The sequence below is a fragment of the Kitasatospora sp. NPDC058190 genome (assembly GCF_042883685.1).
Lineage (GTDB): Bacteria > Actinomycetota > Actinomycetes > Streptomycetales > Streptomycetaceae > Kitasatospora.
The window spans coordinates 101,824-116,003 of the sequence record NZ_JBHVVI010000016.1 but is presented as its reverse complement, the minus strand read 5'-3'; the positions used below and the strand labels follow the sequence as shown (position 1 = coordinate 116,003).

Annotated in this window: 9 protein-coding genes and 1 pseudogene; 4 read left to right on the top strand and 6 right to left on the bottom strand. The window is 73.6% G+C overall.

Annotation, left to right across the window (positions count from 1 at the left end; all coding sequences use genetic code 11):
* Positions 1–1,067: pseudogene (locus ACFVWU_RS10585) on the bottom strand (hypothetical protein); the annotation flags it as partial.
* 206 nt (positions 1,068–1,273) lie between these two features.
* Positions 1,274–2,650 (bottom strand): transcriptional regulator, encoded by a 1,377-nt coding sequence (locus tag ACFVWU_RS10580; RefSeq protein WP_387617865.1) that lies wholly within the window; start codon positions 2,648–2,650, stop codon positions 1,274–1,276.
* 360 nt (positions 2,651–3,010) lie between these two features.
* Here ACFVWU_RS10580 and ACFVWU_RS10575 point away from each other — a divergent pair, with 360 nt between their 5' ends.
* On the top strand, positions 3,011–3,661 hold the full coding sequence (locus ACFVWU_RS10575) for a bifunctional DNA primase/polymerase (RefSeq protein ID WP_387617885.1): 651 nt from the start codon (positions 3,011–3,013) through the stop codon (positions 3,659–3,661).
* A 431-nt stretch (positions 3,662–4,092) separates the two neighbouring features.
* On the opposite strand, the gene ACFVWU_RS10570 is transcribed toward ACFVWU_RS10575, so the two are convergent.
* Positions 4,093–4,785, bottom strand: coding sequence for a metal-dependent transcriptional regulator (locus ACFVWU_RS10570; RefSeq protein ID WP_387617863.1), 693 nt, complete (start codon positions 4,783–4,785; stop codon positions 4,093–4,095).
* A gap of 220 nt (positions 4,786–5,005) precedes the next feature.
* Here ACFVWU_RS10570 and ACFVWU_RS10565 point away from each other — a divergent pair, with 220 nt between their 5' ends.
* The 3 genes from ACFVWU_RS10565 to ACFVWU_RS10555 all read left to right on the top strand — a co-directional run bounded on the left by ACFVWU_RS10565 (position 5,006) and on the right by ACFVWU_RS10555 (position 7,762).
* Positions 5,006–5,770, top strand: coding sequence for an SIS domain-containing protein (locus ACFVWU_RS10565; RefSeq protein ID WP_387617861.1), 765 nt, complete (start codon positions 5,006–5,008; stop codon positions 5,768–5,770).
* A 206-nt stretch (positions 5,771–5,976) separates the two neighbouring features.
* Positions 5,977–6,885, top strand: a complete 909-nt coding sequence (locus ACFVWU_RS10560) for a DUF4231 domain-containing protein (RefSeq protein WP_387617859.1) — start codon at positions 5,977–5,979, stop codon at positions 6,883–6,885.
* Positions 6,886–6,907: 22 nt separating this feature from the next.
* A complete protein-coding gene (locus ACFVWU_RS10555) occupies positions 6,908–7,762 on the top strand; it encodes an alpha/beta fold hydrolase (RefSeq protein WP_387617883.1) in 855 nt (284 codons plus the stop codon).
* Positions 7,763–7,784: 22 nt separating this feature from the next.
* On the opposite strand, the gene ACFVWU_RS10550 is transcribed toward ACFVWU_RS10555, so the two are convergent.
* The 3 genes from ACFVWU_RS10550 to ACFVWU_RS10540 are packed head-to-tail and all read right to left on the bottom strand — an operon-like array spanning position 7,785 to position 14,176.
* Complete coding sequence (locus ACFVWU_RS10550) at positions 7,785–8,750, bottom strand: 2-hydroxyacid dehydrogenase (protein WP_387617857.1); 966 nt, start codon at positions 8,748–8,750, stop codon at positions 7,785–7,787.
* Positions 8,751–8,780: 30 nt separating this feature from the next.
* The gene (gene fxsT, locus ACFVWU_RS10545; RefSeq protein WP_387617855.1) at positions 8,781–12,776 is read right to left on the bottom strand and encodes an FxSxx-COOH system tetratricopeptide repeat protein; all 3,996 of its coding nucleotides are present in this window, start codon (positions 12,774–12,776) and stop codon (positions 8,781–8,783) included.
* Positions 12,773–14,176: a TIR-like protein FxsC gene (locus tag ACFVWU_RS10540; RefSeq protein ID WP_387617853.1), complete on the bottom strand. Its 1,404-nt coding sequence runs from the start codon at positions 14,174–14,176 to the stop codon at positions 12,773–12,775. The genes fxsT and ACFVWU_RS10540 overlap by 4 nt, the downstream gene beginning before the upstream one ends.
* Positions 14,177–14,180: the final 4 nt, after the last annotated feature.

Genomic DNA, 14,180 nt, shown 5'->3' with positions numbered 1-14,180 from the left:
CAGCCGCTGGCCTGGACGGCGTTCTTGTAGTGCTGGTTGCCGGTGTCCGGCTTCTTCGGGTCGCAGGAGGACTGGGCGTCCGTCGCCCAGGCCGCGTACTCGTCGTCGGCCTGGGCCGAGGCCGTCCAGGCGGCGTTGAGCTGGTCGACCAGCTGCTGGCCGCCGGGCAGCTTGTCGGTCTTCAGCTGGCCGAGCTTGGTCTGCAGCTCGCGCCGCTTGCCGGCCGCGGCGGCCAGGGCCTGCTGCGAGTCCGGGAGCTTGTCGCACTTCTGCACCGAGGCGACGGCGGAGACCACCGAGCTGCGGCTGTCGCTCGCCGTGCCCAGCAGGTCCGACAGCGGCTGCGCCTGGGCCTTGACCTCCGGGTCGACCGCCGCGCCGGAGCCGCTCGCGCTCGCCGTGCCGGACGCGGTGCTGCTGCCGGTGGCGGCGACCGGGGTGGTCTTCTGGGCGCCCTTGGTGTCGTCCCCGCCGCCGCTCATCAGCACGGCGACCAGCACGCCGGCCACCGCGCAGCCCGCCACCACACCGCCGATGACCAGCTTGCCGGACGGGCGGCCGCCGCGGGCGGAGCCGCCGCCCTGGGTGGCGTCCGGGTCCGGCCCGTAGGTGTTCTGGCCGTAGGCCTCCTGGCCGTAGCCCTGCGCGGGATACACCGGCTGCTGCGGCTGCGGCGCGTAGCCCTGGTAACCGGGCGCGGCCTGCGGCGGGACGCCGTACCCGGACTGCTGCACCGGGTAGCCGCCCTGCGGGTCGCCCGCCGGGTACGGCGGGAGGTGCTGGGTCTCCGGGGCCTCGGGCTGCGGGCTGCCGTAACCGGGCTGGGGGGCGTAACCCGGCTGCGGCGCGGCGCCCCACGGGGGCTGCTGGGCCGGCACGGCCTGGGTCGGCATCGCGTGCGCGCCCTCGCCGAGGTACTCCGGCTGGCCGGACGGCTGCCCGACCGGCGGCACGGCCGTGGGGCCCTGCGGATGGCCCGGCTGGCCCTGGGGCTGGCCGGGCTCCGGACGGAACAGATCGTCCAGGTTGAAGTCACCCGAGTTGGGGTACGACCGGCGCTGGCTCAACGCGATTCCTCACCTGGGCCGGACCGCGGGCTGACGGCGGACCACATCTCGTCGGTTCTTGGGAGCATCACAGTTCCTTGGACGTCGCGCCCACGCTACCGGTTCGCCTCACCGGGTGACCACGTGGGCGGGACAATCCCACACGCTCCCTGCACAGACGATCCCAGGACCCGTCCCGCCGTCCGACGGGCCCCAGGACGGGCCCCCTAGGCCGCCTCCGCGTCCACCCGGGCGTGGAACTCGCGCACCACCCGCTGCTCCCGGTAGGGCTCCAGCCGGCGCCGGAACTCGTCCAGGTACTCCACGCCCCGGTTGGAGCGCAGCCCGCTGAGCAGCCGCACCGCCTGGGTGCCCGTCTCACAGGCGCGCTCCAGGTCGCGCTGCTGGAGCTGGGCGGTGGCGAGGAGCACCAGGTCCACCGCCCGGCGGCGGACCCGGGTCGGCGGGTGCAGGTCGAGCGCCCGGCGGGCGTAGTGCTCGGCCTGGCCGGCCTGCTCCAGGTCCCGGTGGCAGTGGGCGAGCTCGTCGGCGAGGTAGGCGTCGTCGAAGTGGGCGATCCAGTCCGGGTCGTTTTCCGCGCGACGCTTCCCCATCATCTCCAGCGCCTTGGCCGACACCGCCTCGCAGGAACGGGCGTCGCCGAGCAGGGCGTGGCCGCGGGCCTCGGCGGCGTAGAACATCGCCATCGCCGTCGGGGTGGCGACCGTCCGGGCGCCCTCCTGGGCGGCGCGGGCCAGCTGGGCGATCTCCCGCGGGTTGCCGAGGGTGGCCGCCAGGTGGCTCATCGAGGCGGCCAGCACGTAGCCGCCGTAGCCCCGGTCGTCGGCGGCCTGGGCCAGCCGCAGGGCCTGGATGTAGTAGCGCTGGGCCAGCCCGGGCTGCCCGGTGTCCACCGCCATGTAGCCGGCCAGCTCGGTCAGCCGGGCCACCGCGGCGAAGAGCTGGCGACCGGTCTCCTCCCGGTAGGCGCCGCCGAGCAGGCCGGAGACCACCGAGTTGAGGTAGTGCACGACCACCGGGCGGACGTGCCCGCTGCCGAAGCGGTGGTCCAGGTCGACCAGCATCGCGGTGGTGGCCTTGATCGCGGCCACGTCGGTCGGGCCGACCCGGGGGCCGCCGCTGCGCGCCACCACCGGGTCGGGCGGGGTGATCAGCCAGTCCCGGCTGGGCTCCACCAGGGCCGAGGCGGCGACCGTCGCCCCGGTCAGGAAGTCCCGCCGGCCGACGTCACTGCGCCACAGCTCGCACACCTGCTCCAGGGCCGCGTTCAGGGTCGGCGCGAACTGCAGCCCGATGCCGGAGCTGAGGTTCTTGCCGTCGGCCATGCCGATCTCCTCGACCGACACGCTGCGGCCGAGCTTGCGGCCCAGGGCCTCGGCGATCACGGCCGGCGCCTGCCCGCGCGGCTGCTGCCCGCGCAGCCAGCGGGCCACGGAGGTCTTGTCGTAGCGCAGGTCCAGTCCGTGCTCCGCGCCGCACAGGTTGACCCTGCGCGCCAGGCCGGCGTTGGAGCAGCTGGCCTCCTGGATCAGTTGCTGCAGACGCTCGTTGGGCTGTCGTGCGACGAGTGGTCTCGCGGCCATTGGGCTTCGCCTCCCCACACCCTCCGGTCCCGGCCGGCGGGCGACGATTCTGCTGATCTGTTGCCGACTGTCCGACCGTCCAAGGAATCTGACACCAGGTTAGCGATCAGCAACGCCAGCGGGATACCCACGGTGACGAACCGCACCCCCCGCGCGCCCTGGGTAATGCTTCCGTGCGCCCCCGCTGCGCCCGCCTCCGCCCGCCCCAACTCGCTTGAGTCACCGGTTCGGGTGACATTGCCGGGATGCACCCGACCGGGCCCCTCCGGGCCGTAACCAGCCTCACACACGGTAGTTGAGCAGCGCGTGGAAGACATCCCCGACGCCCCCGGCCAGGACAAGAGCGCCGAGCTGCCCCCGATGCTGATCGAAGCCGTCGGCTACGCCGAGAACCGCCACTGGGAGGTGGCCCCGGGCGCCTGGCTGATCGACGGCGACGGACCCGCCCGCTGCTCCTGCGGCGACCCGCGCTGCACGCTGCCGGGCGCCCACCCGCTGGACGCGGACTGGGCCCGCAAGGCGAGCGCCGGGCCGGGCGCGGTGCGCCGCTGGTGGACCGAACGGCCCAAGGCCTCGATCCTGCTGCCCACCGGCCGGTCCTTCGACGTCCTGGACGTCCCGGAGACCGCCGGGTGCCTGGCGCTGGCCCGGATGGAGCGGATGGACCTCCAGCTCGGCCCGGTCGTGGTGCTGCCCGCCGCGCCCGGCCGGGTGGGGCGGCGACTGCACTTCCTGGTGCTGCCCGGGGTCGCGGCCAAGCTGCCGGAGATGCTCCGCAAGCTGGGCTGGCCGCCCGGACGGCTGGACCTGGTCGCCCGCGGTGAGGGGGACTGGACGGTCGCCCCGCCGTCCCGGATCGGCTCCACCGGCTACGCCCAGTGGGCCCGCTCCCCCTCCGCGCTCAACCGCTGGCTGCCGGACGCCGCCGAACTGATCAGCCCGCTCGCCTACGCGTGCGGCCGCGAGGCGCCCGCGCAGCACGCCCAGGCCGCCCAGCCGGCCGGCGTCTGACCCCCGGATCCTGCCGCCCCGCGCCCGATCGGGTGAGGGCGTGCACCGCGCGACACCCCGCGCCCGAGTGACGGGCCTTGTCTCCCACCGGAGGCGGGGCCCGTCACACGCATGTGCGGATAAGACCCGGATCTACCCGCTGGTCAAGCGAAGAAGCCCCTCGTACGAGTGACAGCGCTCAAGGATTGCCATGATCGGCCGAGGGGAGGAATTGCGGTGTGAGGGGACGCCGGAAGGGTCGCTCGGACGGGGAAGCCGGGCGAGGCGGTGGAGGGGAAACGGGAGGGAACGGAGGGGACCGGGAGGGAACCGGGGAGGACGGGAAGGGCCCGCTGCACGGGGAGCAGCGGGCCCTGATCGTTCGTACCGGCCGTTGTCGTTGCCTGTCGGCCGTTGCCGTCCGTGCCGGTCGTTCCGGCCGGACGGACGCATCAGGCCTGGGCGACGAACACGTGCTGGGCGATGTCCTTGCCCAGCTCCGCCGCGGTGTCCCCGGTGCCGACCAGCACACCGGCCACACCGGTGTTCACCTTCACCGTGGAGCCCGGCCGGACGCCGGCCCGGCGCAGGGTGCTCATCAGCTCGCTGTCGGTCTGGATCGGCTCGCCGATCCGGCGGACCACCACGCTGGCGCCCGCGGCGCCCGGCTTGACGGTGTCCAGCGGGACGAGCGCGGCGTCGAAGCCCTCGCCCTCGGCCTTGGCGTCGCCCAGCTCGTCCAGGCCCGGGATCGGGTTGCCGTACGGGGACTGGGTCGGGTGGCCGAGCATGGCGAGCACCTTGCGCTCGACCGTCTCGCTCATCACGTGCTCCCAGCGGCAGGCCTCCTCGTGCACCTGCTCCCACTCCAGGCCGATCACGTCGACCAGCAGGCACTCGGCGATGCGGTGCTTGCGCATGACACGCACCGCGAGTCGGCGGCCCTCCTCGGTGAGTTCGAGGTGGCGGTCCCCCGCGACCTGGAGCAGGCCGTCGCGCTCCATCCGGCCGACCGTCTGGCTGACCGTGGGACCGCTCTGCTCCAGGCGCTCGGCGATCCGGGCGCGCATCGGGACGATGCCCTCTTCCTCCAGTTCCAGGATGGTGCGAAGGTACATCTCAGTGGTGTCGATCAGCCCAGACATCGCCGCTGGCTCCGTTCTTCGGTGTCCTCACCGCCAATTCTGACGTACCGCACCGACAAGCGGGCCCGCCCAGGGGTTTCCGGTACCGGTTTTCGTTCCTGTTGACAGCTGTGCTGCCGGGGCGCCACCGTGCTCGCCGTAGCTTTCTCCACTGGCGGTCTGGACCACCCCGGCCGCCCCACCGGCCGGGGCCCCCACCGGCAGAGAGCGGAGGCAACCGATGAACGACCTGGTCGGCAGGTACTTCGACGCCGCGATCGAACACCTGCGGCGGGTCCGCGAGGAGGAGGCCGGCGCCATCGAGGCGGCCGCCGCCCTGCTGGCGGAGGCGATCTCCGAGGGCCGCCGGGTGTTCACCTTCGGCGCCGGGCACTCCTCGCTGCCGGCCCAGGACGTGGTCTACCGCGCCGGCGGGCTGGTCCCGATGAACCTGCTGAACGTGCCCGGGATGGCCGGGGTGACGACGATGCCCGCGCCGCTGGCCTCCGCCCTGGAGCGGGTCTCCGGGCTGGCCACCGCCACCCTGGACCTCACCCCGGCGACCGCCGGGGACCTGCTGTTCCTGATCTCGCTGTCCGGCCGTCAGGTGATGCCGGTCGAGCTGGCCCGCCACGCCCGGGACCGCGGCCTGAAGGTGATCGGGCTGACCTCGCTGGCCTACCCGGGCGAGGTGCCCTCCGCGCACCCCTCCGGCAGCTACCTGAAGGACCATTGCGACGTGGTGCTGGACAGCAAGGTGGCGGTCGGCGACGGCGAGCTGACCCACCCGGGTGCCGAGACCTCCTTCGGCCCGGTCTCCACCATCGTGACCAGCGCGCTGATGCAGGCCGTGGTCGCCTCCGCGGTCGGCCGGCTCGCCGACCGGGCCGCCACCGGGGACGCCCCCGCCCCGCCGCTGTTCCGCTCCGGCAACGTCCCGGGCGGCACCGAGTGGAACGCCAAGCAGATGGCCGAGAACGCCGAGCGCGTCCTCTACACCTACTGACGCACGCCGGGGGCCGATCCCGGCCCACGCTGGGTGCCGGGCCGAACACGGGGCGTATCGGACAAGCCACCGGGGCTTCCCGGCCAATGCGGGCGGCCCCGCGGCCCGTGAGGCGTACCGGGAAGCCGCCCGGGGCAGGAGAGCGGTGCGACCGGAGCGACGGGTGGGGGCCGAACATGGCGTCTGGTGCGGGACGGACCGGGTGGGTGCGCGAGCGCGAGCTGCTGCCCGAGTTCTTCTGGGCCGCCGACACGGCCTCCCTGCGGGGCCAGCGCCGCGCGGTGCTGCTCTCCGCCTGGGAGCTGCTCCTGCTGCTGGTCGCCGCGGCGACCGGCTCGGCCGACGGCGAGCCCTGGGCCTGGCCGGCGGCCGCGGCCTACGTGGGCGCGATGGCACTGGCCGTGGTGATCAGCCGGCAGAACCCGCAGGGCCTCTGGTACGAGGGCCGGGCCGCCGCCGAGTCGGTGAAGACACTGGCCTGGAAGTTCGCCGTCCGGGCCGACGCCTACCAGCCGCCGCCGCGCAGCCTGCCGGACGCCGAGGGCCTGTACCGCTTCCAGCTCGACCGGGTGCTCGGCGCCTTCCGGGACAGCCCGGTCGCCGCGCCGGGTCCGGGGGTGGAGCACGCCGGGATCACCGAGGCCATGCGCGACCTGCGCGACCAGCCGCTGGCGGTGCGCCGCGAGGTGTACCTGAACGAGCGGATCCGGGTGCAGCACGACTGGTACCGCACCAAGGCCCGCTACTGCGCCCGGGCCGGGCACTGGGCCGGCGTGCTGGGCGTGCTGCTGCCGGCGCTGGGCCTGGCGCTGGCGGTGCTGCGGGCGCTCGGCGCGTACACCTACGACGCACTGGGCACGGTCTCCGCGGTGGCCGCCTCGGTCACCGCCTGGGCGCAGCTGCGCCAGTACCGCCCCCTGGCCGCCGCGTACGGGCTGGCGGCCGACGAGCTGGAGCTGATCCGCCTCCAACTCGCCCAACTGGACCTTGAGTCGGTGGACGCCGAGGAGATCTGGGCCCGGCTGGCCCGGGACGCCGAGGACGCGGTGTCCCGCGAGCACACCACCTGGCAGGCCCGCCGGGAGGTGCGCACCACCACCGACCGGGAGCACTGAGGAGGAACGCGTGGCGTTACGGATGGTCAAAACGGCGGACGGCCGCGCCCTTGCCGTCGAGTCCCTCGGCGACCCGCGCGGCCGTCCGGTGTTCCTGCTCCACGGCATGCCCGGCAGCCGGGTCGGCCCGCACCCGCGCAGCACCGTGCTGTACCGGCTGGGAGTGCGGCTGATCTCCTACGACCGGCCCGGCTACGGCGACTCCACCCGGCTGTTCGGCCGCCGGGTGGCCCACGCGGCGGCCGATGTCCGCACCATCGCCGACGAGTTGGGGCTGGGCGGCTTCGCGGTGCTCGGCCGCTCCGGCGGCGGCCCGCACGCCCTGGCCTGCGCGGCCCTGCTGCCGGAGCGGGTGAGCCGGGTCGCGGTCCTGGTGGGCCTCGCGCCGCGCGACGCGACCGGCCTGGACTGGTACGCCGGGATGACCCCGTCCAACATCCGCGCCTACCGGGAGGCGGAGCGCGGGCACAGCCGGATCGCGGACTCGATGGAGTTCCGCTCGCGGCAGATCAAGGACGACCCGGTCCGGCTGCTGAAGGGGCTGCGCACCGAACTCTCCCCCGCCGACCGGGAGGTGGTGGCGGACAGCGGGCTGCGGCAGATGCTGCAGAGCAACTACCGGGAGGCGTTCCGGCACGGCGCGGACGGCTGGATCGACGACGTGCTGGCCTTCACCGCCGACTGGGGGTTCGAGGTCGGGTCGATCCGGGTGCCGACCTGGCTGTGGCACGGCGCGGACGACCAGTTCTCGCCGGTCGACCACTCCCGCTGGCTGGGCGACCACATCCCGGGCTCCGAACTGTTCCTGGAACCCGGGGCGGCGCACTTCGGGGCGTTCCGGGTGATGACCACCGCCCTGGCGTGGGCGGCCGGCTAGGACCGGGGCGCGGCTGGCCTGGCTAGGCCTTCACCGGGGTCAAGGGTTCGCCCCCGCCCAGTACGGCCACGATGTTGTCCACCGCGAGGCCGCCCATCGCCTGCCGGGTGCGGACGGTGGCGCTGCCCAGGTGCGGGACCAGCACCGCGCGCTCCTGGGCGAGCAGGGTGGCCGGGACGTCCGGCTCGTGCTCGAAGTTGTCGACGGCGGCGGCGAACAGCGCCCCGGACTCCAGCGCGGCGGCGAGGGCCTCCTCGTCCACCACGCCGGCGGTCATGCTGACCACCACCGCGCCGCGCGGCAGCATCGCCAGTCGGCGGGCGTCCAGCAGGTGCCGGGTCTCCTCGGTGCACGGGCAGGTGACGACCAGCACGGTGGAGGTGGCGAGCAGCTCCTCCAGCGGCTTCCACTCCGCGCCCTCGGCCTGCTCCGGTGGCAGTTCGCGGCGGTTGTGGTAGCTCACCGGCATGTCGAAGGCGCGGGCCCGGCGGGCCACCGCCTGCCCGATCCGGCCCATGCCGAGCACACCCAGCGGGGTGCCGGCCAGCTCCAGGCCGAGCAGGAAGTTCGGCCCCCAGGTCCAGGGCGTGCCCGAGCGCAGCAGGCGCTCGCCCTCGCCGAGCCGGCGGGTGGCGGCCAGCAGCAGCGCCCAGGTCGTCTCGGCGGTGGCGGTGGTGAGCACCCCGGGGGTGTTGGTGACGTGCACGCCGCGCTCGGCGCAGGCGGCCAGGTCGATGTTGTGGAAGCCCACCGCGTGATTGGCGACGATCTCCAGCTGCGGGCCCGCCGCCTCCAGGAACTCCGCGTCCACCCGGTCGTTCAGGGTGGTGAGCACGGCCCGGCGGCCGCGGACGGCGTCGAGCAGCTCGGCCCGGTCCATCTGCACGTCGGTGTCGCGGCAGGTGACGGCGTACCGGGCGGTGAGCCGCTCGATGACGCCGGGCGCGAGGCGCCGGGTGACCAGAACCGGGGGCGGGGTGTCACTCATGGTTCGGCAGCGTACCCCGCCCCCTCCTGGTCACACCGGCTGCGGCTCCAGGTCGCGGTTGATCCGCTTCCAGCCGCGCGCCGACACCGTGTTGGGGTGTTCCTCGCCGAGCTGCCGGATCAGCTCGGCGATCGCCCGGGCGCGCCGCTCGGCGGCCTCGGTGTGCCGGCCGGCCGCCCGCAGGGTGATCGCCAGGTTGGCCTCGCAGGCCACCGCGTCCGGGTGCTGCGGCGAGTAGCGCTCGCACAGGCCCTGGTAGGCGGCCCGGCCGAGCTCCTCGGCGAGCTCTGTCCGCCCGTCGTCGCCGTAGGCGTTGGCCAGGTTGATCACCGCGTTGAGGGTGTACGGGTGCGCCGCCCCGACCGAGCGGGTCAGCCCCTCGACGGTGAGCCGGCCGCGCTCGATGGCGCCCTGGACGTCGCCGCTGCCGCGCAGGTAGATGCCCAGGTTGTTGGCACAGGCCAGGGTGAACGGGTGCTCGTCGCCGAACAGCCGCCGGTGGCCCTCGAACACGGTGGAGCAGAGGTCCCGGGCGGCCTCCTTGTCGCCGGAGGCGCTGTGGTCGGCGGCCAGGTTGAGCGCGCAGGCCAGCGCGTCGGGGGCGTCGGCGCCGTAGCGCTCCAGGTAGCGCTCGTAGGTCTCCTTGGTGATCCGGCGGGCCTCGGCGAGCTGGCCGATCCGGCGCAGCGAGACCGCCAGCGACTTGGCGTTGCGCAGGTTCTCGGGCAGGTCCGGGTCGAGCACGTCGCCGAGGTCGGAGGTGACCTCCTGGAGCAGGTCCACCGAGCCGCGGTAGTCGCCCAGTTCGCGCAGGTCGCGGGCCAGGTTGGACTTGGTGGACAGGGTGTAGGGGTGCCTGGGGCCGAGCACGGCGGTGCGCCGGTCCAGGGTCTCCTGGTCGAGTTCGCGGGCGGCCTCGCTGTTGCCGACCAGCCGGTAGTCGATCGCCAGGTTGTTCGCCATGGAGAGCGTGCGCGGGTTGTCGTCGCCGAACAACTCCCGGAACTGCTCCAGGATCTCCTGGTCCAGGTCCAGTGCGGCCTGGAACCGGCCGAGCGCCCGGCGGTCGGCGCCGAGCGAGCCGGCCGTCATCAGGGTGTAGGGGTGGTGCTCGCCGAGAAGCGCCCGCTGGCGCTCCAGGGTGGCTTCGTCCAGGGCCAGCGCCTCGGCGTAATTGCCTTGGGAGCGGAGCACGTTGGCGAGCTGGAAGCGCAGCAGCAGGGTCTGCCGGTCGTCCTCGCCGAGCTTGCTGGTCCACTCCGCGTCCAGCGCGTGGCCGAGGTCGCGGGCGCGGTCCAGCTCGCCGCGCTTCCACAGGTAGCGGACCCGGTCGATGAGCAGCTGGCGGGTGTCCGCCTCGTCGCAGTTGTGCGCCTTGGACGGCGACAGGTGCGGCCAGATCTCGTCGAAGGCGGGCCAGTTGGCCGGGTCGTCGGTGTCGCCGAGGACGGGCCGGGCGCCGGTGAGGATGCGATGCACCTCGTGGACGGCGATCTCCTGCTCGTCGTCGCTCATCCCGGCCCGGATCACCGCCTGGACGAGCCGGTGCACCTGGAAGCTGTTGCTGCCGGCGTCGACCTTGGCCAGCGCGTACCGGCCGATCGCCTGGATCACCTTGCCCAGCATGAACTTGTCGCTGAGGTCGGCGTCGAACTTCACCAGCGCCCGGATCATCTGGTCGCTGTAGAAGAGGTTCATCGAGATCGGCTCGGGTGCGAAGAAGGCGCACAGCTGCAGCAGCCGCACCGCCGCCGGGGACTGCTGGCGCAGCCGCCCGATCGAGACGTTCCAGGTCGCGGCGACCGGGGTCGGGTAGTCGGTGGGGTGGTCGACGGCGAGCGCCCGGGCCGCCTCGGCGTGCAGCTGGGCGACGTAGGTCTCCACCGGGGTGCCGGTGGTGTCCAGCCAGGCGGCGGCCACCTCGACGGCCAGCGGCAGGTCGCCGACGGCCTCGGCGACCCGGTCGGCGTCCGCGCGGGAGAGGCTGCGGGCGCGCCGGCACAGGTGCTCGACGCTCTCGCCGCGGGTGAAGACGTCGACCTCCAGCGCCTCGGCGTGCCCGGTCCAGGCCTGGTTGCGGGAGGTGACCAGGATGTGGCCGGAGCCGCCGGGGAAGAACCGGCGGATCTCGGCGGGCTCGTCGGCGTTGTCGAAGATCAGCAGCCAGCGCGAGGTGGGCACGCCGCGGCGCAGCGCCTCGCGGGCGGCCTCGGCGGCCTCGGTGACCGAGTCGCCGACCCGCAGGCCCAGCCGGCGGGCGAGTTCGGCCAGCGCCGGGGCGACCAGCTCGGTCTGCTCGGCGTCGATCCACCACACCAGGTCGTAGTCGGACATGAAGCGGTGGGCGTACTCCAGCGCCACCTGGGTCTTGCCGACGCCGCCGAGCCCGTACAGGGTCTGCGGGGTGGGCAGTACGGCCGCCATGCCGCCGCGCAGCTGGTTGCGCAGCTGCTCCAGGACGGCGGCGCGGCCGGTGAAGGAGGGGTTGCGCGGCGGGACGTCCCACACCGAGGGCTTGCTGCCGGGGAAGCGCGGCCCGCCGCTGGGGGCGTCGTCGAGCGCGACGTCGCCGCGGCCGAGCGCCCGTAGCAGGCTCTGGATCGACTGGGTCTCGTCGCGGCCGACCAGGTCCACCGGGTTGCGGTTGCTGAACGGCGCGGTGAGCCGGACGTCGCCGACCCGCACGGGCAGCAGCTGGCGCCGGGTGCCGGAGGGGTCGGAGCTGACCACCGACTCCCACAGCGCCCGCGCCTGCGGGGAGCGCTGGTAGGCGGGCGAGAGCACGGCGACCGTGCGGTAGGCGGAGTCGATGCCGCGCTCGGTCTCCTCGCGCGGGTCGGTGCCGGCGCTGAGGTCGCGCGGCAGCACCCGGAAGCCGGCCCTGGTCAGGACCGACTCGATCCAGTCCGCCCACATCCGGTCCTCGGGCACGTAGGACAGGTAGAGGTCGGCGGGGACGGACGGACGGCGGCGGGTGAAGGCGTCCACGTAGCGCAGCCGCACTTCCTCGTCCATCGACGGCAGGCCGGTGACCCGCCCCTCGGTGATCATGGAGGTGAGCCGCTCGCAGGCGGCCAGCATCGAGGTGGGGGTGCCGGTCTGGTCGCCGAAGGTGGCGAGGATCTCCTCGTAGGCGTAGAACGGCCGGTACGGGATCTCCACCGAGCCCCAGTACTGGGCGAGCTCGTCGCCGCCCAGGCCGGACGGCAGGCCGTCGAAGCGGACCCGGGCGAGCGCGCGGCCGGCGTCCGCCTTCTCCTTCTCGCCCTCGTCGATGCGCATCGGGACGGGCAGGATGCGGATGCCGCGCTCGCGGTAGCGGTCGTGGATGTGCTGGGCGATCCGGGAGGCGCCGTCGATGGACTGGTCGCTGAGGGTGAAGCAGACCACCAGGTCGTCGGGCATCTGCACGGTGCAGATCTCGGCGATGTCGGACAGGCCGGTGCGGGAGTCGATCAGCACGTAGTCGTAGCGCTTGGCCATGTCGGCCTTGAGGGCGTCGAAGAACTGCCCGCCGTCGAAGCGGTCGTAGAAGATGTCCCAGTCGAGGTGGGTGACGGCCTCGGAGTAGTCCCGGTTGAACTGGCCGGCGGAGAGGAAGTCCAGGCTGCCGCCGGAGGGGAAGTGCGGCCAGGAGAGCGAGAGCGCGTGCGGGTGCACCCGCGCGAAGTCCAGGTGCCAGCCCTCGGCGTGCTCGACCGGGCGCAGCGCCTCCTCGCGGTACTCGGCGATCAGGTCCATCATCCCGGTGGTGCCGGCCAGGGAGGCCGGGTCGAGGAAGGGGTGGAAGAACTTGGCCAGGCCGGGCGCCTCCAGGTCCCAGTCCACGGTGAGCACGCGGAATCCGTTGGCCGCCAGGATCCAGGCGGTGTTGGCGAGGGCCATGGTGCGGCCGGTGCCGCCCTTGTACGAGTAGAAGGTGATGATCCGGCCGTTGCGGTCCTGCACCGCCGCCTCGCGCTGGGCGGCGAGTTCGGCGGCGGTGAGGCCGCCGAGGCGGAGGTTCCTGGTGCGGTTCTCGCTCATCGTGGTCCTCCCAAGGGCGCCATCCCGTCATCGGGGTCATCGCCGTTGTCACGGTCGGTGCGGTCGTTGCGGTCGGGGTCGTGCGGGTCCGGGCCGAAGGAGTCGACCCGGTGCCCGCCTTCTTCGGGGCCGTCCGGGCCGTAGGGACTCGGGCCGCGCCGGAAGGCCTCCCGCAGGCTCGGCCGGGGTGCCGGCGGCTCCTCCGGTTCGGCTCTGGTGCGGCTCTCGAAGGCGTACTTGGCCTTCATCGCCGCCCGGGGCAGCGCGTCGTCGAAGTCCTCCAGGGTGTTCAGCCCGGTCGGGCCGGTCACCCCGAGGAAGCTGGGGCGGCCGGCGCGCCGGGTGATCCGCAGCGTCTGGTCGCTCAACCCGACCAGCTCGCCGCCGTCTCCGTCGCACTCGGGGTCGTCGGTGTTCCACGGTTCGAGGACGCTCACCCAGGTGGCGTCGGAGCGGTCGAAGCGGCGGACCAGTTCCCGCCGGCGCGGGTCGCGCAGCGCCCACCGGTCCAGCAGCAGCAGTCCGGGGGCCTCGGCGTTGCCCTCGATGATCGACTCGACCTCGTCGTCGAACTCGTGGACGGTCGGTTGGAACCCCAACTGCCGTGCCAGGCGCACCGCGTGCTGCGCGATCGGCGACCCGGCCGGGCGGTAGGGGTGCCAGTCGGTGCGCTTGGCGCCGTAGAAGTCGGGATTGCGGTCCGGCGGCAACTCCCCCTGGTGGTAGGCGAGTACGGAGATCCGCAGCTGCTTGGTCGGGGCGGTCACGTTGAAGGCGCTGGGGAGCGTGTTGAAGTCCAGCCGCCGCCCGACCGGGATCACCGTCTCCTCCGCCACCTGCACGATCCGCGCCGCCAGCCGGTGCACGGCCAGTTCGTAGGCGGAGCGGAAGTAGGTCAGCTTCATCAGCGCGTACAGGCCCTCGGTGGCGTAGTCGGGCCCGAACCCCGCGTGGTTGAACTGCAGTTCACTGGCCACCTTGGGCAGCCGGTAGCGGCTCATCGGCGCCCAGAGCACCGGAACGACGCCACTGGTGCGCTCCGCGTCGATGGTCGCCGGATAGACCGGACGGCGGGTGAAGGCGTGCCACTCCTGGCCGCACGGAACGCTGTTGAAGTAGCGGGGTGAGTACAGCGGCACGAACACCCGGCAGGTCGCCAACTCCTCCGACAGCCGGTCGGCCCACAACTCGCCCTGATGCATGGACTCGTCCATGAACCCGACCGGCACCCCGGCCGGGACGGTGGTGAGTTGCAGCACCGCCTCGCACAGGTCCCGGTACAGCTGCCGAACCCAGTGGTTCGGGTCTCCGGCTCCGCGCGCACCGGACTTGGGGGTGTGCGCGTAGGAGAGGAAGAAGTACGGCCGGGCGTCGTCCTCGTCCCAGCCACGGTCAGTCACACGT

Bases quoted from the DNA above. Each gene is read 5' to 3' on its own strand.
- ACFVWU_RS10580 (WP_387617865.1), bottom strand. From the start codon at position 2,650: ATGGCCGCGAGACCACTCGTCGCACGACAGCCCAACGAGCGTCTGCAG.
- ACFVWU_RS10575 (WP_387617885.1), top strand. From the start codon at position 3,011: ATGCTGATCGAAGCCGTCGGCTACGCCGAGAACCGCCACTGGGAGGTG.
- ACFVWU_RS10570 (WP_387617863.1), bottom strand. From the start codon at position 4,785: ATGTCTGGGCTGATCGACACCACTGAGATGTACCTTCGCACCATCCTG.
- ACFVWU_RS10565 (WP_387617861.1), top strand. From the start codon at position 5,006: ATGAACGACCTGGTCGGCAGGTACTTCGACGCCGCGATCGAACACCTG.
- ACFVWU_RS10555 (WP_387617883.1), top strand. From the start codon at position 6,908: ATGGTCAAAACGGCGGACGGCCGCGCCCTTGCCGTCGAGTCCCTCGGC.
- ACFVWU_RS10550 (WP_387617857.1), bottom strand. From the start codon at position 8,750: ATGAGTGACACCCCGCCCCCGGTTCTGGTCACCCGGCGCCTCGCGCCC.
- fxsT (WP_387617855.1), bottom strand. From the start codon at position 12,776: ATGAGCGAGAACCGCACCAGGAACCTCCGCCTCGGCGGCCTCACCGCC.